The organism is Bradyrhizobium sp. Mp19, assembly GCF_029952935.1.
Taxonomy (GTDB): Bacteria; Pseudomonadota; Alphaproteobacteria; order Rhizobiales; family Xanthobacteraceae; genus Bradyrhizobium; species Bradyrhizobium elkanii.
This window is the reverse complement of the sequence record NZ_JASAUT010000074.1, coordinates 14,132-36,345: the sequence shown is the minus strand read 5'-3', so window position 1 is coordinate 36,345 and position 22,214 is coordinate 14,132. Positions and strand designations below refer to the sequence as shown.

At 65.6% G+C, this 22,214-nt stretch carries 21 protein-coding genes; 12 read left to right on the top strand and 9 right to left on the bottom strand.

Going from position 1 to position 22,214, the window contains the following annotated elements; translation table 11 throughout:
• Positions 1-209: 209 nt before the first annotated feature.
• A complete protein-coding gene (locus tag QJT82_RS40430) occupies positions 210-1,166 on the top strand; it encodes a DMT family transporter (RefSeq protein ID WP_035631505.1) in 957 nt (318 codons plus the stop codon).
• Between the two features lie 13 nt (positions 1,167-1,179).
• Here QJT82_RS40430 and QJT82_RS40425 read toward each other — a convergent pair whose 3' ends face one another.
• On the bottom strand, positions 1,180-2,136 hold the full coding sequence (locus QJT82_RS40425; protein WP_028340526.1) for a LysR family transcriptional regulator: 957 nt from the start codon (positions 2,134-2,136) through the stop codon (positions 1,180-1,182).
• A gap of 135 nt (positions 2,137-2,271) precedes the next feature.
• Here QJT82_RS40425 and QJT82_RS40420 point away from each other — a divergent pair, with 135 nt between their 5' ends.
• Positions 2,272-2,655, top strand: coding sequence for a nuclear transport factor 2 family protein (locus tag QJT82_RS40420; RefSeq protein WP_035631506.1), 384 nt, complete (start codon positions 2,272-2,274; stop codon positions 2,653-2,655).
• Positions 2,656-2,979: 324 nt separating this feature from the next.
• Positions 2,980-3,894, top strand: coding sequence for a tripartite tricarboxylate transporter substrate binding protein (locus QJT82_RS40415; RefSeq protein WP_245288710.1), 915 nt, complete (start codon positions 2,980-2,982; stop codon positions 3,892-3,894).
• A 210-nt stretch (positions 3,895-4,104) separates the two neighbouring features.
• Here the strand turns inward: QJT82_RS40415 and QJT82_RS40410 are convergent, their stop codons facing one another.
• A complete protein-coding gene (locus QJT82_RS40410; RefSeq protein ID WP_028340529.1) occupies positions 4,105-5,790 on the bottom strand; it encodes a methyl-accepting chemotaxis protein in 1,686 nt (561 codons plus the stop codon).
• A 291-nt stretch (positions 5,791-6,081) separates the two neighbouring features.
• Here QJT82_RS40410 and QJT82_RS40405 point away from each other — a divergent pair, with 291 nt between their 5' ends.
• The 4 genes from QJT82_RS40405 (at position 6,082) to QJT82_RS40390 (ending at position 10,592) form a co-directional block, all read left to right on the top strand.
• Positions 6,082-7,125: a C-terminal binding protein gene (locus QJT82_RS40405; protein ID WP_028340530.1), complete on the top strand. Its 1,044-nt coding sequence runs from the start codon at positions 6,082-6,084 to the stop codon at positions 7,123-7,125.
• A gap of 146 nt (positions 7,126-7,271) precedes the next feature.
• The gene (locus QJT82_RS40400; protein ID WP_028340531.1) at positions 7,272-8,618 is read left to right on the top strand and encodes an extracellular solute-binding protein; all 1,347 of its coding nucleotides are present in this window, start codon (positions 7,272-7,274) and stop codon (positions 8,616-8,618) included.
• Between the two features lie 128 nt (positions 8,619-8,746).
• A complete protein-coding gene (locus QJT82_RS40395; RefSeq protein ID WP_028340532.1) occupies positions 8,747-9,703 on the top strand; it encodes a sugar ABC transporter permease in 957 nt (318 codons plus the stop codon).
• Positions 9,696-10,592 (top strand): carbohydrate ABC transporter permease, encoded by an 897-nt coding sequence (locus tag QJT82_RS40390; RefSeq protein WP_026193344.1) that lies wholly within the window; start codon positions 9,696-9,698, stop codon positions 10,590-10,592. Before QJT82_RS40395 ends, QJT82_RS40390 begins: the two co-directional genes overlap by 8 nt.
• A 199-nt stretch (positions 10,593-10,791) precedes the next feature.
• On the opposite strand, the gene QJT82_RS40385 is transcribed toward QJT82_RS40390, so the two are convergent.
• The 6 genes from QJT82_RS40385 to QJT82_RS40360 form a co-directional block, all read right to left on the bottom strand.
• Positions 10,792-11,613: a TonB family protein gene (locus tag QJT82_RS40385; RefSeq protein WP_264641723.1), complete on the bottom strand. Its 822-nt coding sequence runs from the start codon at positions 11,611-11,613 to the stop codon at positions 10,792-10,794.
• A 3-nt stretch (positions 11,614-11,616) separates the two neighbouring features.
• Positions 11,617-12,057: a TonB system transport protein ExbD gene (gene exbD, locus QJT82_RS40380; protein ID WP_028340534.1), complete on the bottom strand. Its 441-nt coding sequence runs from the start codon at positions 12,055-12,057 to the stop codon at positions 11,617-11,619.
• A gap of 3 nt (positions 12,058-12,060) precedes the next feature.
• Entirely contained in the window at positions 12,061-12,813 is a 753-nt protein-coding gene (gene exbB / locus QJT82_RS40375) for a tonB-system energizer ExbB (protein WP_051447853.1), read from the bottom strand.
• Between the two features lie 58 nt (positions 12,814-12,871).
• Positions 12,872-13,396 carry a heme utilization cystosolic carrier protein HutX gene (gene hutX / locus QJT82_RS40370; RefSeq protein WP_245288707.1) on the bottom strand — a complete coding sequence of 175 codons (525 nt, stop codon included), beginning with the start codon at positions 13,394-13,396 and terminating at the stop codon, positions 12,872-12,874.
• Entirely contained in the window at positions 13,393-13,725 is a 333-nt protein-coding gene (locus QJT82_RS40365; protein WP_021080657.1) for an antibiotic biosynthesis monooxygenase, read from the bottom strand. Before QJT82_RS40365 ends, hutX begins: the two co-directional genes overlap by 4 nt.
• Positions 13,726-13,860: 135 nt before the next feature.
• Positions 13,861-16,206, bottom strand: a complete 2,346-nt coding sequence (locus QJT82_RS40360) for a TonB-dependent hemoglobin/transferrin/lactoferrin family receptor (protein WP_028340537.1) — start codon at positions 16,204-16,206, stop codon at positions 13,861-13,863.
• A 250-nt stretch (positions 16,207-16,456) separates the two neighbouring features.
• Here QJT82_RS40360 and QJT82_RS40355 point away from each other — a divergent pair, with 250 nt between their 5' ends.
• The 5 genes from QJT82_RS40355 to QJT82_RS40335 all read left to right on the top strand — a co-directional run bounded on the left by QJT82_RS40355 (position 16,457) and on the right by QJT82_RS40335 (position 21,097).
• The gene (locus QJT82_RS40355) at positions 16,457-16,663 is read left to right on the top strand and encodes a hemin uptake protein HemP (protein WP_016840569.1); all 207 of its coding nucleotides are present in this window, start codon (positions 16,457-16,459) and stop codon (positions 16,661-16,663) included.
• Between the two features lie 8 nt (positions 16,664-16,671).
• Complete coding sequence (locus QJT82_RS40350; RefSeq protein ID WP_028340538.1) at positions 16,672-17,622, top strand: hemin ABC transporter substrate-binding protein; 951 nt, start codon at positions 16,672-16,674, stop codon at positions 17,620-17,622.
• Complete coding sequence (locus tag QJT82_RS40345; RefSeq protein ID WP_028340539.1) at positions 17,619-18,719, top strand: iron chelate uptake ABC transporter family permease subunit; 1,101 nt, start codon at positions 17,619-17,621, stop codon at positions 18,717-18,719. Before QJT82_RS40350 ends, QJT82_RS40345 begins: the two co-directional genes overlap by 4 nt.
• Positions 18,716-19,507: a heme ABC transporter ATP-binding protein gene (locus QJT82_RS40340; RefSeq protein WP_028340540.1), complete on the top strand. Its 792-nt coding sequence runs from the start codon at positions 18,716-18,718 to the stop codon at positions 19,505-19,507. Before QJT82_RS40345 ends, QJT82_RS40340 begins: the two co-directional genes overlap by 4 nt.
• 237 nt (positions 19,508-19,744) lie before the next feature.
• Positions 19,745-21,097 (top strand): esterase-like activity of phytase family protein, encoded by a 1,353-nt coding sequence (locus tag QJT82_RS40335; RefSeq protein ID WP_028340541.1) that lies wholly within the window; start codon positions 19,745-19,747, stop codon positions 21,095-21,097.
• Positions 21,098-21,324: 227 nt separating this feature from the next.
• Here the strand turns inward: QJT82_RS40335 and QJT82_RS40330 are convergent, their stop codons facing one another.
• A complete protein-coding gene (locus QJT82_RS40330; RefSeq protein WP_028340542.1) occupies positions 21,325-22,161 on the bottom strand; it encodes an enoyl-CoA hydratase-related protein in 837 nt (278 codons plus the stop codon).
• Positions 22,162-22,214 lie beyond the last annotated feature (53 nt).

Here is a 22,214-nt window from a genome sequence, read left to right as displayed (position 1 = left end):
GAGAATCATTCGACTCACCGTTCCGCAAACGGAAACGCCTCAAATCACATAGATTCACAGCCTCTCAGGATGACGGGTTCTGTTATTCCACGGCAATGACGTCTCCGGCGGTGTGGCTCCCTCGCCAGATTGTAGCCCCGCACGCATGGCTCCAATCCGCTCTTTCGTCTTGTCGCGGCGGCGGATTCGGGCACAACATCCGCCCAATAATGACCGCTTTGCCCGCACCTGCCACAACGCCACGCCGCTCGCCGCTCAGCTGGCTCAATAATCAGCCCTATCTGCTGCTCAGCCTGACGTCGCTGTTCTGGGCCGCCAACATCGTGCTGGCGCGGCATGTCGGCAGCCATGTGCCGCCGGTCACGCTGACCACGATCCGCTGGTTCGGCGTCTTCCTGATCCTGTTGCCGTTCGCCTGGCCGCACCTGAAACAGGACTGGCCGAAGCTGCGCAGCGCCCTGCCGCTGATGCTGCTGTTGTCCGCGGTCGGCTTCGCCTTCAACAACGCGATCTCGTACTGGGCGATGCAGTACACCGAGGCGTTGAATGCGCTGTTGATCCAGTCGGCGGGGCCGCTGTTCGTGGCGCTGTGGTCGCTGATCCTGTTCGGCGTGCGGTTGACGCCGGCGCAGCTGGCCGGCATCGCGATCTCGCTGGCCGGTGTGCTGACCATCATCCTGCGCGGCGACTTCTCCGCGCTCGCCAGCATCAGCTTCAACCGGGGCGACATCATGTTCGGCGCCTCGCTGGTGTCGTTCGGGCTCTATTCGGCGCTGATCCCGCGGCGGCCGAAAATCCATCAGCTCTCGCTGATCTCGTTCACCACCTGCTGCGGTGCGCTGATGCTGCTGCCGGTGGCGGCCTGGGAATTCTTAAGCGGCGTGACGCTGAAGCTCGACGTCCTGACCTTTGCCACGCTGGGCTACACGCTGATCTTCCCGTCCACGCTTGCCTATCTGTTCTTCAACCGCGGCGTCGCGCTGATCGGCCCGAACCGCGCCGCGCCGTTCTTCCATCTGGTGCCGGTGTTCGGCTCGGCGATGGCGATCCTGCTGCTCGGCGAGACGCTCGCGCCGTTCCATTTGATCGGCTACGCGCTGGTGCTCGCCGGCGTCATCATCGCCTCACGGCAAGGTTCCGCCAAAGGCTCCGCGAAGCCTGGCTGACGCCGAGAGATCGCTAGCCTACCTTGCGCAAGCCGGCGGATTTGCGCGGCGAATGTGACTTTGCCGCCAGCGTTTCCGTGATGAAGTCGATGAACCGCCTCACCTTGGCCGGCACGTGGTTGCGCGAGGCGTAATAGACGTAGAGCGGAAAACGCTCGTCGGGCCAGTCTGGAAACAGCTCGATCAGCGCGCCGCTCCTCAGGTGATCGTCGAGGCCGAGATCGATCACCTGCGCGATGCCGAAGCCGGCCAGGCAAGCGCCGAGCTTGGTTCCCGAATCGGTCACCGTCAGCCGCCCGTTGACCGCGACCGGCACGACCTCGCCGCCACGTCGAAATTCCCAATCGAAGGGACGCCCGGTCGCCGCGTCGATTGCCTGGATGCACTGATGGTCGCGGCTTGCCAGCTCCCGCGGATCAAGCGGCCGGCCGTGTCGTTCGAGATAGATCGGCGAGGCCACGGTGAGCACGCGCGTATCGAGTACGCGGCGCGCAATCAGCGCCGATGGCGTCGGCTCGCCGAAACGCACCGCCAGATCAAAACCGTCGCTGACCAGATCCGCGATCCGGTCGCGGGTCTCGATACGCAGCTCCATGCCCGGATTCTGCAGCAGGAACTCGCTCAGCTTCGGCGACAGCACCATGCGGGAGAACAGCGGGTCGACATTGACCCGCAGCCTGCCGCGAACCGCATCGCGCGATTTCGCGGTCTCCGCCGCCGCCTCGCCGATCCCCGCCAGATGCGCGGCAACCCGCTCATACAGCGCGCGTCCTTCCTCGGTGAGCTCGACGGCGCGGCTCGTGCGGTGAACCAGCCTGGCATCGAGACGCGCCTCGAGCTTGGCGATCGCCTTGCTGACCCCGGATTGCGTCATACCGAGCCGTTCGGCGGCCCGGCCAAAACTGCGCGCATCCGCCAGCGCCGCGAGGACCACCAGGCCGCCAACCAGCCGACCGTCAACTTCGTCCATGCCGATGCCTTTCAGTCATCCAAGAGATGACCGCCCAGTCGTAGCACTCCGCCATCATATCGGCCACTGTCGGCGCAGATCACCGGTTCGATCCGGTGCGGCCACCGCCACATCAACCGCCAAGGAGATTTTGCAATGAGCGACATCCAGGCCATCGCATCCGCGATCGATGGATATTTCAACCTGATGTACGACGTCGACGATAGCCGGTTCCGCGACGTCTTCTCCGATGCCTGCATCGTGCACGGCATCCGGGACGGCAAGCACACGGTGCGGTCGGCCGCCGAATTCCGCGACTTCATCCGCAGCCGTCCCTCGCCGGCGTCGATGAAATCGCCGCGCGAGGAGGCCATCATCAGCATCGACCAGACCGCGTCCGATCTGGCCGTCGCCAAAGTGCGCGTCAGGGCCGGCCAGACCGGCTTCATCGATCATCTGGTGTTTCATCGGATCGATGGCCGGTGGCTCATCACCACCAAGGCGTTTCACGTCGCGCAGGTCTTCCCGGCGGGATCGTAGCGTCCCTTACGACCAATTTTCGGAATATCGGAACAATGGCGCTGATTTGCCCGACGTGTCAAGTTGCCTGGTCGAGCGCGGCCGCCACCGGCTCCTTTGCATGGGGTTGTTTTCGATATTTTTGGCAGCGCGCCCCTGCGACGGCCCGGGAGTGACCATGCGGCGAAAGGCTGCTCCCGGCACGGCTTCCGCGGCCATGGCGGCCGGGCTAGCTTCGGCCGCAATCGGCCTGTTCAGGGCCTGCGCCGGGGGGACGACGACATGATCATGGGATTGAGACGATATTGCTGCCTGGCCGCCGCGGCCGCCGCCGCGTTCGCGGCGATGTCCGATGCGGCACTTGCCCAGACCTATCCCACCCGCAACATCACGCTGGTGCTGCCGTTTGCCGCCGGCAGCGGCACCGACACCACGACGCGGCTGATCTCCAAGGAGCTCGGGGTTGCGCTCGGCGTCGGCATGGTGATCGACAACCGGGCCGGCGCCAACGGGTCGATCGCGGCGAACTATGTCGCCCGCTCCGCCCCCGACGGCTACACGCTGTTCGTCACCACGAACACGACGCACTCGGCCAATCCGTATCTGCTCAAGACCATGAACTACGATCCGATCAAGGATTTCACGCCGATCGCGCGCACCGGCGACCTGCCCTTCATGCTGGTGATCCATCCGGACATCCCGGCGAACTCGGTCGCCGAGTTGATCGCGCTCGCCAAGAAGGAGCCGGGCAAGTACAGCTACGCCAGCGGCTCGTCGTCGGCGAGCGTCTCCGGCGCGACCTTCGCGCGCCTCGCCGGCATCGACCTTCTGCATGTGCCCTACAAGAGCTCGCCGCCGGCACTGACCGACGTCATCGCCGGCCGCATCTCGATGATGTTCATCGACGTGCCGACCGGGCTGCCGCACGTCAACGCCAAGGTGCTGAAGCCGCTCGCCGTCACCACCAAGCGGAAGTCGGCGCTGCTGCCGGACCTGCCCACGATGGACGACACCGTGAAGGGTTTTGATATCACCTCCTGGCAAGGCTATCTCGGTCCCGCCAACATGCCGAAGGACGTCGTGGTCAGGCTGAATGCGGAGATCCGCAAGATCGTCGAGCGGCCGGATATCAAAAGCCAGCTCGCCGAGCGCGGCATGGAGGCATTCTCCGGCACGCCCGAGGAGTTCGAGGCATTCCTCAAGGAGCAGCTCGTGCTGTGGGAGAAGCTGATCGCCGACGCCGGGATCGAGAAGCAGTAGAGACACCCGTTATTGCGAGCGAAGCGAAGCGACGAAGTCTGCCAACTCCGTCATCCTGAGGAGGCCGCAACGCGGCCGTCTCGAAGGATCGACGGCCCGGCTGGTGGCCGTGCATCCTTCGAGACGCGCGCAAAAGCGCGCTCCTCAGGATGACGGGGATGCGGAATCGTTGGGTGGCGTAGCGTCGCTAACCCACCCTACGCGGCTCGCTTACGCCGCGCGCACCTTCTGCAGGAACTCGTCGACCGCATTGCGCAGCATGCCGGACTGCGTGTCGAGCTCGCGGGCATTCGACAGCACGTCGCCGGCCGCGGTGCCGGTGGCGGCGGCCGCTGACGTGACGCCGCCGATATGGGCGGAGATCTCGCTCGAGCCGGCCGCGACCTGCTGGATGTTGCGCGCGATCTCACGCGTCGCATCGCCCTGCTGGTCGATCGCGGTCGAGATCGAGGCGGTAATCTCGCTCATCTGCGCGATGGTCGCTGTGATGCCGCCGATCGAGGTCACGGCCTCGCCGGTGGACGCCTGCATCGCCGCGACCTGCGCCGAGATCTCCTCGGTCGCCTTCGCAGTCTGGTTGGCCAGCGCCTTCACTTCGGAGGCGACCACCGCGAAACCGCGGCCGGACTCGCCGGCGCGCGCCGCCTCGATGGTGGCATTGAGCGCGAGCAGGTTGGTCTGGGCTGCGATCGAGTGGATCAGCTTGACCACCTCGCCGATCTTCTCGGCGCCGGTGGAGAGCGCCTGCACGGTCGCATTGGTGCGCTCGGCATCGGCCACCGCCTGGCTTGCGACCTCGCTGGAGCGCGCCACCTGGCGGGAGATCTCGGCAACAGAGCTGGAGAGCTCCTCGGCGGCCGCGGCGACGGTGCCGACATTGTTGGAGGCGCTGTCGGACGCCGCGCCGACGGTGGCGGCCCGCGCGCTGGCATCGCTGGCGGTTGCGGTCATCGACTGCGCCGTGGTCTGCATGCCGGCGGCGGCGGAGGCCACCGTGCGGACGATGCCGTTCACGCTGCGCTCGAAATCGTTGGCGATATTCTCCATCGCACCACGGCGCTCGGCCTCCGCGCGTGCTTTGGTCTCGGCCTCGGCCTGTTCCAAACCGCGGATGCGAACCGCGTTGTCCTTGAAGACCTGAACCGTGGCCGCCATTCCGCCGACCTCGTCACCGCGGCCGACGCCGGGGATGTCACCGTCGAGCTTACCGTCGGCGATGTCGCGCATGCGGGCGCCGAGCAGGTTGAGCGGACGGGAGATGCTGCGGCCGATCAGCCAGGCGACCGAACCGGAAACGATGCCGATGCCGAGGATCGCGAGGCCGAGCAGCCAGGCAATCGGCCGCATCTTGGCATCGATATCGTCGAGATAGGCGCCGGTGCCGAGATACATGTCGAAGCCGGGGACCGCGACGGCGTAGCCGAGCTTGCGGATCGGCGTCTCCTGGCCGGGCTTCACATAATCATAGAACAGCAGGATCTCGCCCTTGGCCTTCACGCCGTCCATCAGTTCCTGCGAGAGCTTGCGACCATTGGTCACGACGTCCATGCGATTGGTTCCGACCTGCTTCGGATCGGGCGCCAGCACCGTGATGCCGTTGTAGTCGGTGCCGAACAGATAGCCGGCGCCGTTGTCGTAGGTCAGGGTGTTGGCGCGCTTGCCGAACTCGGCCAGTGCCGCTTCCTTGGTCAGCTTGCCGGCATCGACATCCTTCTTCAGGCCCGCCGCCATGTTCTTCGCCATCTCGACGATGGCCTTGGCCTGATCGATGCGCGCATTCAGCATCTCCCGCTGCATCAGGTGACCGGCGAGGATGCCGGCCGTGCACAGGCCAAGGAGGGTCACCCCCACCAGAATGCCGAGCTTGGGGGTGATCTTCAGATTTGACAGCTTCACGGGGGTCTCCAGAAGAGGCGGGGAACGCGACGCGATTGGCGGATTGATTCCGCGCACCGTAATGTGAGACCCTTTACCTGATGGTTACGGAGGTTCCCCGTAGAAGCCCGGAGAATCAGGCCGCGGACCAACCGGCAATTGTGGAGAGAACAGCGCGGCTCGCGTACAAGCATGGGAAGGCGGCGGACTCCAGCCACGCCCCAAGAAGCAAGAAGACCAAGAAGCAAGATCCAGCAGCAAACCAGCAAGAAGCAAGAAGCAAGAACAGCAGACTCACATCGGGAGCAGACAATGTCGAAATTCAGGGTGGTCACGCCGAAGGGCGCGAGCTTCACGGTCGCAGGCGGCGGCTACGATTATGAGCGCGAGGCGCTCGATCCGATCGGCGCCGAGATCGTCGAGGCGCCGGCCAATGAGGCCGAATTCATCGCGGCGGCACGCACCGCCGACGCGATCTACGCCAAGGGCATGCCGATCACCAAGGCGGTGATCGACGCGCTCGAGAACTGCAAGGTGATCACGCTCGGCAGCGTCGGCGTCGACTCGGTCGACGTCAAGGCCGCGACCGCCCGCGGCATTCCCGTCACCAACATCCCCGATACCTTCATCGAGGAGGTCGCCGACCACGCCATGATGCTGCTGCTCGCAGGCTTCCGTCGCCTGATCGAGCAGGACAAGATGGTGCGCACCGGGCGCTGGGCCGAGGGCCGTCCGGCGCTCTTGAAGATTCCGCGGCTGATGGGCCAGACGCTCGGCTTCATCTCATTCGGCCGGGTCGCCCGCGCCGTCGCCAAGCGCGCCGCGCCGTTCGGCCTCAGGATGGTGGCCTACGATCCCTTCATCCAGGAAACCCTGATGTACGACCACGGCGTGATCCCCTCGACGCTGTCGGAGGTGCTGTCGCAGTCGGATTTCGTCTCGATGCACGCCCCGGCGCGGCCCGAAGTGCACCACATGCTGACCGAGAAGCATTTTCGTCAGATGAAAAAGTCGGCGATCTTCATCAACACCGGCCGCGGCGCTACGGTCGACGAGGAATCGCTGATCAAGGCGCTGCAGGAGGGCTGGATCGCCCACGCCGCGCTCGACGTGCTGGAAAAGGAGCCCCCGTCGCACAACAATCCGATGCTCGGGATGGACAATGTTACCTTGACCGCCCATGTCGCCTCGGCGTCGGCACGTTTTGACGAGGCGCGCAAGCGCCGGGTGGGCTACGAATTGTCACTAGTGCTGCAAGGCATGTGGCCGGTAAGCTGCGTCAACCCGTCGGTGCTGCAAAACACCGCGTTGCGCCGCTGGCAGCCCGTCAGCATGGATCGCGGTCCGAACAGCTAGGGCGGGAATGCGCTTTTCGTGCGGGGCCCGCCTCTTGCGGGCCCTTTGCGCGGCGGGCGGGCCGAGACCACAAGACCCTTCACCGGCGGCCAAACGCCGGGAAGGAAAAACAACAACGAAACAATAAGAACGGGAGTGCGAACGACATGAAGTACGAGATCACGCGTCGCGACGCGCTGGTGCTGGGGGCTTCCGCGGCGGCGCTGGCGGTCACCGGCGCTTCGGCGCAGGAGGCATCGAAGGTGAAGGCTGCCGACGTGGCGGCGCCGTCGCTGCCGATCGAAAAGGACGCCACCTTGCGCATGCTGCGGCCGGTGCGCTTCGTCCAGGCCGACGAGGACGTGTTCCGCGCCAATGCCAAGAAGTTCACCGACAAGACCGGGGTCGACATCAAGGTCGACTTCGTCGGCTGGGAGGACATCAACCAGCAGACCGCCGTGACCTCGAACTCCGGCGCCGGCCCCGACATCATCATCGGCTTCGGCGACGCGCCGCACATCTATATCGACAAGCTGATCGAGCTGACCGATGTCGCCGACTATCTCGACAAGCGCTATGGCGGATGGCTCACGCTGGCGCGCCGATACGGCATGCGCTCGAAGTCGAAGAGCTGGGTCGGCCTGCCGTTCGGCGCCTCGGGCGGCCCGCTGGTCTACCGCAAGTCGCTGGTCAACGCCGCCGGCTTCGACAAGGTGCCGGAGGACCACGCCGGCTTCCTCGAACTCTGCAAGAAGCTGAAGGCGGCCGGCAAGCCCGCGGGCTTCGCACTCGGCAATGCGGTCGGCGACGGCAACGGCTTCGCCAACTGGCTGTTGTGGTCGCACAACGCCGCGCTGCTCGATGAGGAAGGCAACATCATCATCAACAGCAAGGAAACGATCGCGGCGCTGAAATATCTGAAGGAGCTCTATCCGACCTTCATCGCCGGTACGCCGTCCTGGAACGACGTTTCCAACAACCGCGCCTACTCGTCGCAGGAGATCGGCCTGACCGCAAACGGCGTCTCGCTGTATTTCTCGCTGAAGAACGACCCCGCGACCAAGGCGATCGCCGACGACACCGCGCATCAGTTCCTGATCAAGGGGCTGGCCCCGACCTCTCCGATGTCCGGCCTGACCTTGAACGCAATGGTGTTCAAGCACAGCAAGTATCCCAACGCGGCGAAGGCATTCCTGCAGTTCATGCTCGAGCACGAGCAGTACGAGCCGTGGCTCAACGCCAACTCCGGTTACTGGTCGCAGCCGCTGGCGGCCTATGCCGACGCCGCGGTGTGGTCGAGCGACCCCAAGGTCGCGATCTTCAAGGACACGATGCGGAGCCCCTACTACAACGGCTACAAGGGGCCGATCTCGACCGCGACCGGCGCCGTCAACGCCGACTATGTGATGGTGCAGATGTGCGCCTCGGTCGCGACCGACGCCGCAACGCCCGAGGCCGCCGCCGCCGAAGCCGAACAGCGCGCGAAGCGGTACTTCCGGCGGCAAGGCCGGTAAGATCGACCTCAAGCCGCTGTCATTCCGAGGCGATGCGTAGCATCGAACCCGGAATCTCGAGATTCCGGGTCTGGTGCTAACGCACCATCCCGGAATGACCCTGGAAGTCGGACCGAGACAAGAACCTGATGTCTGTCACCACTCTCCCCTCACGCGGCGCGGCGCTGCACCAGCCGGGCCGGCTCGCGCGCCTGTTCGACTACAAGCCGTTCCTGATCGTGATGTGCCTTGCGCCGGCGATCGGCCTGCTGCTGGTGTTCCTCACCTACCCGCTGGGCCTCGGCATCTGGCTCGCCTTCACCGACACCACGATCGGCCAGCGCGGCATCTACATCGGACTTGAGAACTTCCAGTATCTGCTCAAGGATTCCTTGTGGTGGAACGCGGTGTTCTACTCGATCTTCTATACCGCGATCGCAACCTTCGGAAAATTTGCGCTCGGCTTCTGGCTGGCGCTGCTGCTCAACAACCATTTCCCGTTCAAGAGCCTGATCCGCGCCATCGTGCTGTTGCCGTGGATCGTGCCGACGGTGCTCTCCGCGCTGGCGTTCTGGTGGATCTACGATCCGCAGTTCTCGATCATCTCCTATCTCCTGGTCGACGTGCTGCACTGGCGCGACAGCAATGTCGACTTCCTCGGCTCGCCCTGGCCGGCGCGGTTCTCGCTGATCGCCGCCAATATCTGGCGCGGCATCCCGTTCGTCGCGATCTCGCTGCTGGCGGGGCTGCAGACCATCTCGCCCTCGCTCTACGAGGCGGCGATGCTCGACGGCGCCACCTCCTGGCAGCGCTTCCGCTACATCACCTTCCCGATGATGATGCCGATCCTGGCGATCGTGATGACGTTCTCGATCATCTTCACCTTCACCGACTTCCAGCTGGTTTACGCCATCACCCGCGGCGGCCCAGTCAACTCGACCCATCTGCTCGCGACACTGGCGTTCCAGCGCGGCATCGCCGGCGGCGAGCTCGGCGAAGGTGCCGCGATCGCCGTCTCGATGATCCCGTTCCTGGTGTTCGCAACATTGTTCAGCTACTTCGGCCTCGCGCGCCGCAAATGGCAGCAGGGAGAAGCCAATGACTGACGTTGCAGCCCAATCCTCCAACGTCGCCAGCGCCACGCCCGACACGATGGCGTGGGACTCCCGCGCCCGCCGCGTGGTGATGATCTATCTGCCGCTCGCCTGCTTCATCCTGATCCTGCTGTTCCCGTTCTACTGGATGGCGGTCACCTCGTTCAAACCGAACGCGGAGCTGCTGAACTACAAGGAGCACAATCCGTTCTGGATCACCTCGCCGACGCTCGCGCATATCAAGCATTTGTTGTTCGACACCGCCTATCCGCGCTGGCTGAAGACCACCATGCTGGTCGCGATCGGCTCGACCTTCCTGTCGCTGTTCGCCTCGACGCTCGCCGCCTACGCGATCGAGCGGTTGCGCTTCCGCGGCAGTCCCTATGTCGGCCTCGGCATCTACCTCGCCTATCTGGTGCCGCCGTCGATCCTGTTCATTCCGCTCGCCACCGTGATCGTACAGTTCGGCCTGTTCGATTCGCCGCTGGCGTTGATCCTGGTCTATCCGACCTTCCTGGTGCCGTTCTGCACCTGGCTCCTGATCGGCTATTTCAAGTCGATCCCATACGAGCTCGAGGAGTGCGCGCTGGTCGACGGCGCGACGCGGCTGCAGATCCTGTGGCGGATCACGCTGCCGCTCGCGGTGCCCGGCCTGATCTCGGCCGGCATCTTCTCCTTCACGCTGTCCTGGAACGAGTTCATCTACGCGCTCGCCTTCATCCAGAGCGGCGCCAACAAGACGGTGCCGGTCGCGATCCTGACCGAGCTCGTTACCGGCGACGTCTACCAGTGGGGCGCGCTGATGGCGGGCTCGCTGCTCGGCTCACTGCCGGTCGCGCTGTTCTACTCGCTGTTCGTCGACTACTACGTGTCGTCGCTGACGGGGGCGGTGAAGGAGTAGTTGGGCACAGGGACGCGCAATTCGCTCTATCTCCGTCATCCTGAGGTGCGAGCCACTTCGGCGAGCCTCGAAGGATGCACGGCCCCGCCGGTGGCCGATTCATCCTTCGAGGCTCGCCCAGCGGCGCAAGCGCGCCGCAAGGCTCGCACCTCAGGATGACGGGGTAGGAAGCGCGGCTTGGATCAACAAGAATCTGACGCTACCGCGGCACGAACGCGACCGGCACGGAGAAACCCATCGAGCCCTGCGTGATCTCGGACGGAAACGCGGGAAACGGTTGGGCCTGGCGCACCATCGCCAGCGCCCGCGCGTCGAAGGTTGGATTGCCGGACGAGCCGCCGAGATGGCTCGACAGCACCTGTCCGCCGCGGCCGAGCGTGAACACCAGGCGGACCACGCCGCGCTGGCCGTTGCCGCCGGTCGGATAGGAGTGGAAGCGTAACAGATGCGCGCGGACGCGGGCGTTATAGGCCGCGATCGCTGACGCCGCTGCACCGGCGCTGATCGCGGAGGCAGCCGGCGCCTGCCGTTCGGCGCGGCTTGGCGCGCTGGTGCGCGGTGCCGGCGTCGCCTCGGATGGCTTCTTGGCATCCCGACGCACCACCTTCGGCTTGACCGGTTCGGGCTTCGTCTCCGGAACGACTTTCGCGGGCTCGGGTGTCGGCGGCGTGATCTGCGGCTTCTGTTCCGGCGGCGCAACGACGTCGGGCTTCTCCTGCATCGGCGTCGGCGCGATCTCCTGCTGCACGGGCTGCGCGGCGGCAGGCTTCGGCGGCGACGCGTCGGCCTCCTGCATCGCCGGGCCCGGCGGCAGCTCGGTCTCCGAAATCTCCGGCGCCGAGGTGATCGGCGTCAGGTCGACCAGCACCGCCGGCACCGCAACGCCCGGCGGCGGTGCCGAGACCCATGCCATCCCGAGCGCGAGCAGCGCCGCATGCGCCGCCAGGATCGCTGCCGCCGACAGGCCCCAGCGCCTCAGCCAGATCTCGCCGCCCGCATCATGAAGCGCGTACGCATTCATGGATCAGCTGCGTCCGTCGAGGCCGACCAGCGCGATCTTGAGATAGCCGGCGTTGCGCAGCAGGTTCATCACTTCCATCAGATCGCCATAGCTGACCGCCTTGTCGGCGCGCAGGAAGATACGCTCTTCCTTCCTGCCTTGCATGGCGCCATCAAGCGTTGACGTCAGCATCTCGCGCGCGATCACGTCCTCGCCGACCGCGACGGAGAGATCGGGCTTCACGGTGACGAACACCGGCTTGTCCGGCCGCGGCTGCGGCTCGGCGGTCGAGGCCGGCAGATCGACGCCGAGATCGACGGTCGCAAGCGGCGCCGCCACCATGAAGATGATGAGCAGCACCAGCATCACGTCGATGAACGGCGTGACGTTGATCTCGTGCGCCTCGACCAGATCGTCATCGCCGCGACGCCTGAACGCGCCGCCGGAGCCGAGCTTGACGCCCATCTGCTACTCCGCAGCGCGTGCCAGCCGGAACAGGCTGCGATCGCCCTCGCGGCTGACCAGCAGCATCACCATGACGGAGGCGTCGCCGAGCAATGCGCGGTAGGACGCGATCGAACGGGTCAGGTGATTGTAGATCACGACCGCCGGAATCGCAGCGACCAGGCCGAGCGCGGTCGCCAGCAGCGCCTCGGCGATGCCGGGCGCGACCACCGCAAGATTGGTGGTGTGGGCCTCGGAGATGCCGATGAAGGCATTCATGATCCCCCACACCGTGCCGAACAGGCCGACGAACGGCGCGGTGGCGCCGATCGTCGCCAGCACACCGGTGCCGCGCGCGATCCGCCGCGACATCGCCGCTTCGACCCGCTCCAGCCGCAGCGCGATGCGCTCCTTGAAGCCGTCGTCGAACATCCCGCCGGACAGCGCAGCCTCGCGCGAGGCCGATTGCACGATCTGCGCCACCGCGTCGTTGCCGTCGCGGCTCGCCTGCTCGACCTCGGCGACCTGGGTGTCGCGCTCCAGCAGACCGATCCGCTGCCGGGCGAGCGCGGTCTTGCGGCGGATCTCGACGGTCTTGGCGAGCCAGACCGTCCAGGTGACGAGCGAGGCGAAGGCGAGCCCGACTATCACCGCCTTCACGACGATGTCGGCGCTTTCGAACATGCCCCAGGGCGAGAGGTTGCGCGGCAGCAGTGCGGCGTTGGCTGCGGCAAGGCTCGCGCCCGGCAGCATGCCGAGCCCGGCCGACGCCGCCATCCAAATGCCTCGCCCAAGCCAACGCTGCGACATGATCGCCTCCCGTCCTTCGTTGGTGTCAGCCCGCGTTCGGTGCGAGGCGGTCCGCCAGCGCATGAAAGCGCACCAGCTGATCGCCGCGCAGCGCGCGCGTCTCGTCGCGGCCGACGAACACCTTGAACATGATGCCGCCGTCGCGATTGATGAAGGCGATGACCGCCGACACCTTGCCCATGAAAGGCCGCTCGACAAAGGCGATCGCCGCGCAACGCTCATGCCTCAGGTGGCCGTGCAGGCCCTTCGGCTGCATCAGGTTGAAGTAGCCGCGGCCGACCTCGCCGTTCGGAATGGTGCCGGTGAACTCGAAGATCGCGTCATCGGTATGCACGATCAGCGTCACCTCGCCCCACTCCGCGATGTCCTGCATCGCGGCGGCAAATTCGCCGGGGCCGATCCGCACCATGCTCTCGGGGAGCGCCTCGAGCACCGCGCGCGGCGTCACCTTGCGCTCACGCGCGACATCCTCGATGACCGCGCCGGGATTGTCGGCCATATAGGCCTTCAATCCCGCTAGCTCCGCGTTCTGCACGGCCGCCTCCGTCATGCCGGGCTCTTCGCGCGCTCGGTGATCAGCACCTCAAAGCCCTCGAATTTGGGATGGCCGAGATAGAGGCTGCCGCCGGTCTCGTTGCCGGCGCGGGAATGGGCGCGGCGGAACGCATCGGATTTCGTCCAGTCCTCGAACGCCGCCTTGCTGGCCCACACCGTGTGGGTCGCATAGAGCGTGTGGTCCTCGGCCTCGGGGCCCTTCACCAGATGAAATTCGATGAATCCAGGCAGATCGCCGAGATAGGATTCGCGCGTCTTCCAGACCGTCTCGAACGCCTGCTCCTTGCCCTTGATCACCTGGAACCGGTTCATTGCGATGAACATGAAAACTCTCTCCTGTTTGACGGCGGATGCCCGGATCCTGCCGGTTGATCTCGTTAATAACATGAACGCGCCAAAGCCGCGCTGGGGGCACCAGCGCGGCCGGAGCAACCTGGATGGAATGATCGGCGTCTCGCATTACGCTCCACCTAGGTGAATCCTGAGCCCGGCCTTGTAGACGGTGCCCGGACCGGGGCTCGAGAACAGCACGTCGTTCTGCGTCGTGCCGTCGGTCGAGGAGCCCGGGATCGCATAAGGCCGGTAGTACTGGTTCAAGAGGTTGTCGACCGACGCCGTGAAGGTGATGTCCTTGGTGGCGTTCCAGGTCAGATAAAGGTTGACGAGCTCGTAGCCGGTCGAGGGCAGATAGCCCGCCGGCAGGTCGTTGTTGGCGCCGAACGAGGACCATTGCGCGGCAATGATCAGCGAACGGTCGAGCAGGCGGACGCCGCCCGTCGTCGTCACCTTGCGCGGCGTGATGGTGGCGAGCCCGACATTGGTCTGGGTGTTCCGGCCGCGCATCAGATGGCCGGCGACGCCGACGAACCAGTCGCCCGCATCGTACATCGTCTCGAGCTCGAAACCCTCGATGCGGGCGTGGGCGATGTTCTGGTACTGATAGAACTGGCTGAACCGCCCGAACGGCGTCAGGGTCGGCGCCGAAGCGACGAGGTCGATATAGCCGTCGACGTCGTTGCGGAACACGTTGATCTTGCCGCGGAACGAGTCGCTCGCCGTGAAGATGCCGTCATATTTCAGATTGATGCCAGCTTCCTTGTTCTTGCCGACCTCCGGCCGCAGCGCCGCATTGGGCAGGAAGCAGAACAGACCGCTGGTGCCGTCGGGGCAGTTGAACAGCGCCGGCCCACCGCCGGTGGCGTGGCCGCCCGCGATCAGGGTCTCGGTGATCGACGGCGCGCGATAGCCTTCGGCATAGCTGACATAGGGCGTGAAGCCAGCAACCGGCGTGACGCCGAGCGTGATCTTCGGCGACAGCCGGTCGCCGCTGGTCGTGGTGTTGATCGAATTGAGCTCGTAATGGTCGTAGCGGACAGCGCTGATCAGCTCGAGCCACGTCGAATAGTTCTGCTTCAGCTGCACGAAGCCGCCGGACACGGTGCGCTGGCCGCCCGGCGTCGTGATGTTGGAATTGCCGCGCGAATCGAACGTCTCGACATCGTCGCGGAAGGCGTCGAAGCCGTAGGTCACGGCGTTGCGCCAGTCGCCGAAATTGAAGCGCGAGGTGTTGTTGACGTCGACACCAACCGTATCCAGCAAATAGCCGCGCTTGTCGCCGACGCAGCCAGAAATGTTGTTGCCGGGATTGGCTAGCGTGCAGACGCCGCCGCCGGTGGTGATGCGGTTGTTGTAGGTCTTGACCTGGTCGTTGTCGGTGCGGTTGCCGTAGACCGAGATATTCCAGTCGAACAGCATGTCATCGGGCTTGGAATATCGCCAGCTCAACGTACCCGTGTAATTCTTCGCGTCGGAGGCGTAGACCGAGGAGCCCGCGATCGCGGCGAGCGGCGCCGCCGTCGTGGTCGGGCCGCGGTTCGGCTGGCCGATATTGTACTGGTAGTCCTGGAAGATGCCGCCGATCTTGAACTCGTGGCCTTCGGCCGGACGGAACGTCACCTTCATCAAGCCGGCCGCGATATCATTGCCGGTGTTGCCGATCTCGGTGCCCGCGCCGTCCTTGTAATTGCCCTGGGTGCGATAGACCGCGCCGCCGAACACATCGACGTTCGGATCGACGCGCACGCCGCCGAACACCGAGCCCATGCCGCGGTCCGTGTTGGTGCCATAGGAGCCCGACATGTCGACACCCCAACGCTCGCCCGGACGCACCACGTCGTCGATGTCCTTGGTGCGGAACGAAACCACACCGCCGATCGCGCCGGAGCCGTAGATGTTCGCGGTCGGGCCGCGCACCACGTCGACGCCGCCGATCAATTCGGGATCGAGGAAGAACGACCCGTTGGCGTTGTGACCGGTGCGCTGATAGTTCTGCCGCGCGCCGTCGACGACAACAGCGACACGGCCGAAATCCTGCAGGCCGCGGATGTTGATGACGGTCGCCGGATCGTCGCCGCGCTCCTGGACCGAGACGCCGGGCACATTGTAGAAAATATCGGAAAGCCGGTTCGGCTGCAGGCCTTGGATCTTCTCCAGCGTGACGGAGCTGACCGGCGCCAGCGCATCGATCGCGCGCTCCTCGGTCTTTGACGCCACGGCTGTGATGGTGTCGAGCGATTGCACCGGCACCGCGCCGATTTGCGCCCGCGCATTCATCGCCGCCGGCGCCGCCTGAGCTTCGGCCGCCGGCTGCGGCTTCCGCTTGGCCTGCTTCGGCCGTTCGGTAGAAGGACGCGCAGCCGACGGATCGGCGGCCTGCGCGAACCCGCATTCCGGCAGTGCTGCCGCAAATGAAAACACCGACGCGCCCAAAATCAGGGCGCGCGAAACCCTAGCCCCGTCAGCCATTCTAGCCCCAGCCTGATCATCGCTTTTCTGGTTTGGCTGGCGTGCGCTCCGACGAGCGGCTTGCTGGCTACATCGCGATGCAAGCCACCCGCCTGCATCGTGTGATGATTGGTTACGAGCCGGCAACAAAACGGTCAAGAATGCGGCGGCGCTGTTTATATCGATTGTAAAGTGCCGCCGTTGGAATGCGCTCTCGCCCGCTTATACAAGCAAACACCATTTGAAAATTTCGCAGGCGCAGCACCATCACATGTCCGCAGCTTCCGGAGACAATATCGGCGCAGCCGGAAAGCAGACCGAGCCTGCATCCGGCGCGGCCAAAACGCTGATCATGCGCGGAAATCGTCTCGACAGTCGCGACCTGTTCGCGGCGGAGCGCGAGATCATCATCATGCACGGCGAAGAACACTACCGGTTGCGGCTGACCTCGCAGAACAAGCTGATCCTGACCAAGTGACGGCCCCGATGACAATTTGTCGCACGCTCGCTTTGCTCGCCTTCTCCTGTTTGCTGCCGATCGAAGCAGTAACGGCCGAGGGCATCACCGTGCATGACGCACGCGACCGCGACGTCGTGATCGATAACCCGTCGCGGATCGTCTCGATCGGCGGCGCGATCACCGAGATCCTCTATGCCCTCGGCTTCGAGGACCGCATCGCCGGCGTCGATGCGACCAGCCTCTACCCGCCGGCGGCGCTGCGCGAGAAGCCCGACGTCGGCTACATGCGCCAGCTGTCGCCGGAGGGCGTGCTCGGCCTGCACCCGTCGCTGGTGCTCGCAGTGCAGGGCTCCGGGCCGAAGGAGACCATGGACGTGCTCGAGGCGGCCAAGGTGCCGCTGGTGCTGGTGCCGGAGACGTTCTCGGAGGCCGGGCTGGTCGAGAAGATCAGGTTGGTGGGCCACGCCATGGGCGCCGATCCGCGCGCTGCCTGCCTGACCACGGCAGTGGAGAGCGATCTCGCGCAACTGCGCGCGCTGCGCGCCAAAGTGACCAAGCCGGTGCGCGTGATGTTCGTGATGTCGCTGTTGAATGGCCGGGCGATGGCCGCGGGCCACAAGACCGCGGCGGACGAGATCATCCGGCTTGCCGGCGGCGTCAACGCCATCGACGGTTACGACGGCTACAAGCCGGTCAATGACGAGGCCATCGTGGCGGCGAAACCGGATGTCGTGCTGTCGATCGATCGCGGCAAGGACTCGCTGACGTCGGATGCCGTGTTCGCGCATCCGGCCTTCGCGCTGACGCCGGTCGCGGCCAACAAGGCCTTCATCTCGATGGAAGGGCTATATCTGCTCGGCTTCGGACCGCGCACCGCGGCTGCGGCACGCGACCTCTCGGTCAAGCTCTATCCGGCGCTGGCGCCGGACGCCGACAACTTCAAGCCGGCAGCGCTGACCGCGAACTGCCGGCAATGAGCGGGCTGGCCGAACGCCGCGGGCGTGCGAAACAACGGCGCGGCGGCATGTCGCTGCGGCCGGCCGCGACACTCACCCTGCTCTGCCTGCTTGCGGCGCTCACAGCGACCGCGCTGGTCGCCCTGACGGTCGGGGCCGCCGGCATTCCAATGGCGCGGCTTCCGGCAGCGCTTGGGCTATGGGCTGATCGTGCCGGCGATCCGCTGCTCGCACGCGACCAACTCGTGGTGTGGTCGATCCGCATCCCGCGGATCGCAGCGGCGGCGATGGTCGGCGGACTGCTTGCCGTGTCAGGCGCGATCATGCAGGGCCTGTTCCGCAACCCCCTCGCCGACCCCGCGCTGGTCGGCGTCTCCTCCGGCGGCGCGTTTGCCGCGGCGGCCGCGATCGTGTTCACCGACAGCCATTTCGGCGAAAGCCTGCGCTTCCTGCAACACCAGCTGCTGCCGATCGCGGCCTTTGCCGGCTCGCTGATCACGACCATCGTGCTTTACGGCATCGCCAGCCGCGGCGGCCGGACATCGATTGCGATCTTCCTGCTGGCCGGGCTTGCGATCGCCGCAATCGCCAATGCCGGCATCGGCCTCCTGGTGTTCGTCGCCGACGACCGCCAGCTGCGCGACATCACCTTCTGGCTGCTCGGCTCGCTCAGCGGCGCGACCTGGAGCAAGCTCACGGCGCTGGCGCCGGTGCTGGCGGTCGCGCTGGTCGCCTGCCTCTCGATCGCACGCGGGCTTGACGTGCTGGTGCTCGGCGAGGCCGAGGCGTTCCACAGCGGCGTCGACGTCGAACGGCTGAAGCGGATCTCGATCGTGCTGGTGTCGGCGATGACCGGGGTCGCGGTCTCGGTCTGCGGCGTGGTCGGTTTCGTCGGCATCGTGGTGCCGCATCTGTTGCGGCTGGTGATCGGGCCCGCGCATCGGCTGCTGCTGCCGGCGTCCGCACTGCTCGGTGCCATCCTCCTGGTCGGCGCCGACACGGTGGCGCGCACCATTGTGGCACCCGCGGAAATGCCGATCGGCATCCTGACGGCGGCGATCGGCGCGCCGTTCTTCCTCGCCATGCTGCTGCGGCAGCGCTCCCTGGTGTCGCTATGACGGCCCTGCTCGAAGCGCAGTCGGTATCGATGACGGTCGGCGGCACGATGCTGGTCGATGCGGTGTCGCTGCAGATCGGTGCCGGCGAGATGGTCGCGATCGTCGGTCCCAACGGCGCCGGCAAATCGACCCTGCTGCGGATGCTGTCGGGTGACCTGCGTCCATCACGCGGGGCGATCAGGCTGAGGCAGCGCGACCTGCAAACTTACGGACCACGCCTTCTGGCGCAGCACCGCGCGATGCTGTCGCAGCACGTCAGCGTCAGCTTCCCGTTCACCGTCGAGGAAATCGTCAGCATGGGCGCCGGCGAAAGCCCGCGCGCCGTGGCGCGGGCGCTGGTCGAGGCGGCGCTCGACGAGGTCGGGCTCGCGCGTTTCCGTTTCAGGCAATTGCCGACGCTGTCGGGCGGCGAGCAGCAGCGGGCGCATTTCGCCCGCGTGCTGGTGCAGCTCGCCTGCGGCGAAGCGCTGCATGGACCCGGACTGTTGCTGCTGGACGAGCCGACCTCGAGCCTCGATCTGCGGCACCAGATCGACCTGGTCGAAACGGCCCGGCGGCGCGCCGCGCGCGGCACGGCCGTGATCGCGATCCTGCACGACCTCAACCTCGCGATGCGGTTCGCCGACCGCATCCTGCTGCTGCACCGCGGCCGGCTTGCCGTCGACGGCGACCGCACGGCGGCGATGAAGGCCGAGACGCTGCGCGAGATCTTCGAGATCGACGCCGCGATCGCCTACACCGGAGACGGCGTGCCGTTCCTGCTGCCGCAAACCATGCGGCCCGTTTAGACCCTCATGGTGAGGAGCGCGGTACGCGCGTCTCGAACCACGAGGCCCGGCTGTCGCTTGCAGCCATCCTTCGAGACGGCCGCTGCGCGGCCTCCTCAGGATGAGGATTGCGAGTGAGAAGCGACGTAACGCCGCAAGCCTTATCCCGCCGCAACATCCGCGGTTCACAAAACTGTCAGCCGGCTGTAACAGGCGGCTCGGAGAACACCGCATCGTTTATCCTTTGGGAGATCAACCATGCGCCTGTCCCTGCTCTGCTCCGTCGCCTCGATCCTGCTCGCCACATCGGCGTTCGGGCAGAGTGAAGGCGAATTCCCGGCGACGCTGGCAGGACATGCCGTGATGCCGGCGGAGAGCTTCATCGACGCCCCCGCCGACGCCCCGAACGATTTGAAGACCTCGGGCAAGTACACCACCGGCAGGCGCGTCGACGCCATCGGCACCGTGATGGGCAAGTCCTATGAGCGGCCAACCGGCGTGTCGCTGCCGTTCAAGGGCCAGCCGCTGCAAGGCCATTCCGGCATCAAGGTGATGCCCGATGGCTCGTTCTGGGTGATCACCGACAACGGCATGGGCTCGCGCTACAACTCGGCGGACTCGATGCTGTACCTGAACCGGCACAAGATCGACTGGGCGAGCGGCAAGATCGAGCGTCAGGAGACCATGTTCCTGCACGATCCCGACAGGAAGGTGCCGTTCCGCATCGTGCATGAGGACACCGCCAAGCGCTATTTGACCGGTGCCGACTTCGACACCGAGGGCTTCCAGATCATCAACGACATTTTCTGGATCGGCGACGAGTTCGGGCCGTACATCCTCAAGGCAGACAAGACCGGCAAGATCCTCGCCGTGTTCGAGACCGTCGCCGACGGCAAGCCGGTGCGTTCGCCGGATCACTGGGCGGTGCAGTCGCCCGGCGCGCCCGGCGCCTCCTACACCAACGTCAACCTGCGCCGCTCCAAGGGCTATGAAGGCTTTGCTTCCTCCAAGGACGGCAAGTTCCTCTACGGCCTGCTCGAAGGGCCGCTGTGGGATGCCGACAAGAAGGATTGGGAGAAGGTCGACGGCAAGGAAGCCTCGCGCATCCTGGAATTCGACGTCGCGGCGGAGAAGTTCACCGGACGCACCTGGCAGTATGTGTTCGAGCAGAACGGCAATGCGATCGGCGACTTCAACATGATCGATCCGGCCCAGGGCCTCGTGATCGAGCGCGACAATGGCGAAGGCACCGCCGACAAGGCTTGCCCGCAAGGCCAGCGCGGCGAGAACTGCTTCCCTGACCTCGCCAAATTCAAGCGCGTCTACAAGATCGAGCTGTCCGATGCCAATGTCGGCAAGCCGGTGCGCAAGATCGCCTATATCGATCTGACGAAGATCCGCGATCCCAACAAAAAGGCGCGCAAGCCGCTCAACGACGGCGTCTACACTTTCCCGTTTTTCACGATCGAGAATGTCGACCGGGTCGACGAGACCCACATCATCGTCGGCAACGACAACAACCTGCCGTTCTCCTCGAGCCGCGACCCGAACAAGGCCGATGACGACGAGTTCGTGCTGCTCGAGGTCGGCGACTTCCTGAAGGCGAAGTGAAGGGTTACTTTCGCGGATCACAACAATGTCGTCGCCCGGCTCGACCGGGCGACCCAGTATTGCAGAGGCGCCCGAGCTCAACGGACAAGCCGCGGCGTACTGGATGCCCCGCTCAAGGCGGGGCATGACATCGAATATGCGGGTAGCGTGATGCTCATCCCAGACGGCCGCTTTGCGGCCTCCTCAGGGTGGCGGTGATACAGCTCAGCGTGCGGCTTACGTGATCCTCACCCCTTCTTCGTCCGGTAATCCCCGAACGTCGTGTCGCGCTGGTCGAGCTGGGCCTTCACGCTGCCGCCGTCGCGGCGGAAGCCCGCCATGTAGGCCTTGCTGGCTTCGGTCGTGAAGGCCAGTGCCTGGATCTCGGTGCCGGCGCGCATCGCGGCGCGGGCGCCCATGATTTCCATCGCGCGGTGGACGCTACGCTTGTTGAGTTGCTGCAGCTCGATCGGCACCTTGGCCGCGCGCTCGGCGAAATCCAGCGTCTTCGCCTCCAGTTCGGCGAGCGGAAACGACCGGGTCGCATAGCCCCATTCGGCGGCCTCGCGGCCGGACATCGCGTCGCCCGTCAGCATCAATTCCATGGCGCGGCGCATGCCGACCAGCCACGGGTGATACTGCATGTCGGGCGGGCTCATCAGCCGCACCGGCGGATAGCCGATCTGGGCGTCGTCGGCGACATAGACCACGTCGCAGGCGGTCGCGAGCTCGGTGCCGCCGGCGAGGCAGTAGCCGTGCACCTGCGCGATGACAGGCTTTGCGAGATCCCAGATCGAGAACCAGCCCTCGACGACATGGCGCGACCACTGGCCGGGGCCGGATGCCGAATGATAGGGCTGGTCGACGCGGTTGTCGGCGGAGAGATCGTAGCCCGCCGAGAAACAGGGTCCCGCGCCGCGCAGGATCGAGATCGAAATCCCGGGATCACGGTCGGCCTGCTCCAGCACCTCGAAGATCTCGCCGCGCAGGCGGTTGTTCAGCGCGTTGCGCTTCTCTGGGCGGTTCAGCGTGATGCGGCGGACGCGCGGACGCGGATCATCGACGATGATGTGCTGGTAGCTCATGGATCCTCCCGATCTCAGGCTTTGTTGCCTTTGGCAAAGTGATGCCCGAGATC

Bases quoted from the DNA above. Each gene is read 5' to 3' on its own strand.
- exbD (WP_028340534.1), bottom strand. From the start codon at position 12,057: ATGGGCGTCAAGCTCGGCTCCGGCGGCGCGTTCAGGCGTCGCGGCGAT.
- QJT82_RS40330 (WP_028340542.1), bottom strand. From the start codon at position 22,161: ATGAGCTACCAGCACATCATCGTCGATGATCCGCGTCCGCGCGTCCGC.
- QJT82_RS40390 (WP_026193344.1), top strand. From the start codon at position 9,696: ATGACTGACGTTGCAGCCCAATCCTCCAACGTCGCCAGCGCCACGCCC.
- QJT82_RS40415 (WP_245288710.1), top strand. From the start codon at position 2,980: ATGTCCGATGCGGCACTTGCCCAGACCTATCCCACCCGCAACATCACG.
- QJT82_RS40420 (WP_035631506.1), top strand. From the start codon at position 2,272: ATGAGCGACATCCAGGCCATCGCATCCGCGATCGATGGATATTTCAAC.
- QJT82_RS40405 (WP_028340530.1), top strand. From the start codon at position 6,082: ATGTCGAAATTCAGGGTGGTCACGCCGAAGGGCGCGAGCTTCACGGTC.
- hutX (WP_245288707.1), bottom strand. From the start codon at position 13,396: ATGACGGAGGCGGCCGTGCAGAACGCGGAGCTAGCGGGATTGAAGGCC.
- QJT82_RS40340 (WP_028340540.1), top strand. From the start codon at position 18,716: ATGACGGCCCTGCTCGAAGCGCAGTCGGTATCGATGACGGTCGGCGGC.
- exbB (WP_051447853.1), bottom strand. From the start codon at position 12,813: ATGGCGGCGTCGGCCGGGCTCGGCATGCTGCCGGGCGCGAGCCTTGCC.
- QJT82_RS40355 (WP_016840569.1), top strand. From the start codon at position 16,457: ATGTCCGCAGCTTCCGGAGACAATATCGGCGCAGCCGGAAAGCAGACC.
- QJT82_RS40350 (WP_028340538.1), top strand. From the start codon at position 16,672: ATGACAATTTGTCGCACGCTCGCTTTGCTCGCCTTCTCCTGTTTGCTG.
- QJT82_RS40385 (WP_264641723.1), bottom strand. From the start codon at position 11,613: ATGAATGCGTACGCGCTTCATGATGCGGGCGGCGAGATCTGGCTGAGG.
- QJT82_RS40425 (WP_028340526.1), bottom strand. From the start codon at position 2,136: ATGGACGAAGTTGACGGTCGGCTGGTTGGCGGCCTGGTGGTCCTCGCG.
- QJT82_RS40360 (WP_028340537.1), bottom strand. From the start codon at position 16,206: ATGGCTGACGGGGCTAGGGTTTCGCGCGCCCTGATTTTGGGCGCGTCG.
- QJT82_RS40430 (WP_035631505.1), top strand. From the start codon at position 210: ATGACCGCTTTGCCCGCACCTGCCACAACGCCACGCCGCTCGCCGCTC.
- QJT82_RS40400 (WP_028340531.1), top strand. From the start codon at position 7,272: ATGAAGTACGAGATCACGCGTCGCGACGCGCTGGTGCTGGGGGCTTCC.
- QJT82_RS40345 (WP_028340539.1), top strand. From the start codon at position 17,619: ATGAGCGGGCTGGCCGAACGCCGCGGGCGTGCGAAACAACGGCGCGGC.
- QJT82_RS40365 (WP_021080657.1), bottom strand. From the start codon at position 13,725: ATGTTCATCGCAATGAACCGGTTCCAGGTGATCAAGGGCAAGGAGCAG.
- QJT82_RS40395 (WP_028340532.1), top strand. From the start codon at position 8,747: ATGTCTGTCACCACTCTCCCCTCACGCGGCGCGGCGCTGCACCAGCCG.
- QJT82_RS40335 (WP_028340541.1), top strand. From the start codon at position 19,745: ATGCGCCTGTCCCTGCTCTGCTCCGTCGCCTCGATCCTGCTCGCCACA.